Source organism: Ancylobacter lacus (assembly GCF_018390635.1).
GTDB lineage: Bacteria > Pseudomonadota > Alphaproteobacteria > Rhizobiales > Xanthobacteraceae > Ancylobacter > Ancylobacter lacus.
Genome location: NZ_JAHBGE010000033.1, coordinates 1 through 2,081, shown reverse-complemented (window position 1 = coordinate 2,081; position 2,081 = coordinate 1). Strand labels below are relative to the sequence as shown.

Below are 2,081 nucleotides of genomic sequence, written 5' to 3'. Positions count from 1 at the left end.
GAACGGTGGCCGGATAATGATTGGAATAGGTGGCCGGTTACGTCGGAATCCGCAATTGAACCAGGCGAGATATGTGGCCATCTCGTCCGGAACCTGCGAGGATGGCGGCGCCTCGAAATGTACGGTCGGCCGATCCTGGCGGCCGGACACGATCTGCATCGCGTCTTCATGGCGACGGTAGCCGCCGATCGTCTCCAGGTGCCGGCTGTCCGCCATCAGCATGCGGTGCCAGCGGAATAGCGTGTCGGCGTCGAGGGGATCGGCCCAGCTCCGATAGAGATCGACCATCATCTCCGCGATGCCCCGCTCTTTCGGCTTCACGTTGCGATTGTCGGTGTCGAGGCCGAGCTGACGGCGCAGAGAGGATTGCACGCTGAGGCGATCCAGCGTCTCTCCTTCAATCGCGCTGGTCTTGACGGCCTCGTCGCTGAGGAGTTCGATCCGCAACAGGTCCCGCTCGCCCTCGCTGACATGCCGGACCGCACCGATCACCTCGCCGGTGAGCAGCAGGAACCGCCGCTCCAGCGGTTCGAGGACAACCGGATCATAGACAAAATACGGCCAGCCGTGCTGCGTCCAGTTCCACACCATGAGCGATAGGGCCTCCCGCTATAGCTCACATAATAGCGGATATGTGAGTGATAGATAGCCTTCCTATCGCTCATGGCAGTGCGAAGGGGAAATGAGAGCGTGATGCCGGGTCGATAACGTGACGTGCGCGACTAAGGGGTGAATGGTCCACCTGCAGCCGAACGATACCCAATGTGCGCTACGATCGATTGAGGATCAGGGATGGCACATGGGATTGGGCGTCTTCATTCACCGCTCGGACTCAATCTATGACGACAGCCCGGCTGAGCGGTATCAGTTCCCGCGCCCATATCTGGGACGCATCGAGGCCTGCGTCGGCGACTGGATCAGACTGCAGAAACCAGAGGATTATAATTTTACCTTCGGCAAGACCCAGCCTACAGATCGAGCGCATTCATGTGACGTTTAGTTAGATCCAATATTGCGGTATACGATCAGTATCGCGGAGAAAATCTTTAAAGACTCCAGTGATTACAGCGTCAGGAAACCCTGAACGTTTAATTAGCCCATCGATACGTTTTTGTTGCCTATCTAGATCAACCCGCGAGCGCGCCGGGCCGCGAATCTTCCCCAATCGGCGATCGACTTCCCCCAAGGCTGCAGATCGATCCGAGAGATTCGCATCATGAGTAGCAATTAAGCGCAGAATGACGTCACTGAAGCCGTACATGCCTCGCAGGCTAAGGGCTACTCGACACCCTTCTATTGGCTCCGAGTGCTGCGGAACTTCTTTAACAGACAAATCAGTTTCAGTTGCAATGGCACGGAATTGATCATACGCCTCCACGAGGTCCGCTGTCGCACGACCTCCATTATGAGTTAACGCATTCCGCGTTTCTTTGAAAAAGCGAAAGCAAATTAGAAGATTTTGCAAATTGCTCCCAGAGAACCATCTTCCGCGAACGGCTGGTGAATTGAAGACACCAGAGAGGATTGGTTCGGGCGCGCCAAGCGCAACGTAAGCTCTCTGAAACCCCTTACCTCCCGCGTTAGGGTATTGAAGGTCTTTATAGGCGCGTCGCTTGGCATCTCCAGAAAGCGTCAAACCAACAAGTTGTTCGACGAAATCCTCATAAATGGCAATAGAATTAGTTAATAAAATTGATGCGAACCGCTCTTCCTGGTCCTCCCAACTGTTATCAACGCAAGCTCTCTTCACTTCGTTACCTTTGAATCCGCTCCCCAACGCAAAGCGCGCCACCAAATCCGACTGCTTCGCGTCGGGGTGTTCAGCAACGAAGCCACGCACCTGCCATCGCAGATTCCACATTGCGACTATTGTCGGAGAAACAAAATCCGATAACTGCGTAATCTGGGCGTGAGCATCGCGAGCGCATTGGTAAACAAAGTTCCCCGCGTCGGCCATTTTAATCATGCCCCTATGATTGCGAGCGATTCTGATGGGACATATAGAATATGTTCATTTAAAATATTCTATACTCGGCCTACATCAAAACCCGGAAATTTCGCGGGTCGATGATATGGAAGTC

At 54.1% G+C, this 2,081-nt stretch carries 2 protein-coding genes and 1 pseudogene; 1 reads left to right on the top strand and 2 read right to left on the bottom strand.

Annotated elements, in window-relative coordinates; all coding sequences use genetic code 11:
- Positions 1 to 591 (bottom strand): Fic family protein (locus tag KHC27_RS06360; RefSeq protein WP_213336442.1); only part of this gene is annotated, 591 nt, incomplete at its 3' end.
- A gap of 208 nt (positions 592 to 799) precedes the next feature.
- Between KHC27_RS06360 and KHC27_RS21600 the strand changes: the two are divergent.
- A pseudogene (locus KHC27_RS21600) lies at positions 800 to 958 on the top strand (HNH endonuclease); the annotation flags it as partial.
- Positions 959 to 1,000: 42 nt separating this feature from the next.
- Here KHC27_RS21600 and KHC27_RS06355 read toward each other — a convergent pair.
- Positions 1,001 to 1,966 carry a hypothetical protein gene (locus tag KHC27_RS06355; protein ID WP_213336439.1) on the bottom strand — a complete coding sequence of 322 codons (966 nt, stop codon included), beginning with the start codon at positions 1,964 to 1,966 and terminating at the stop codon, positions 1,001 to 1,003.
- Positions 1,967 to 2,081: the final 115 nt, after the last annotated feature.

Bases quoted from the DNA above. Each gene is read 5' to 3' on its own strand.
- KHC27_RS06355 (WP_213336439.1), bottom strand. From the start codon at position 1,966: ATGATTAAAATGGCCGACGCGGGGAACTTTGTTTACCAATGCGCTCGC.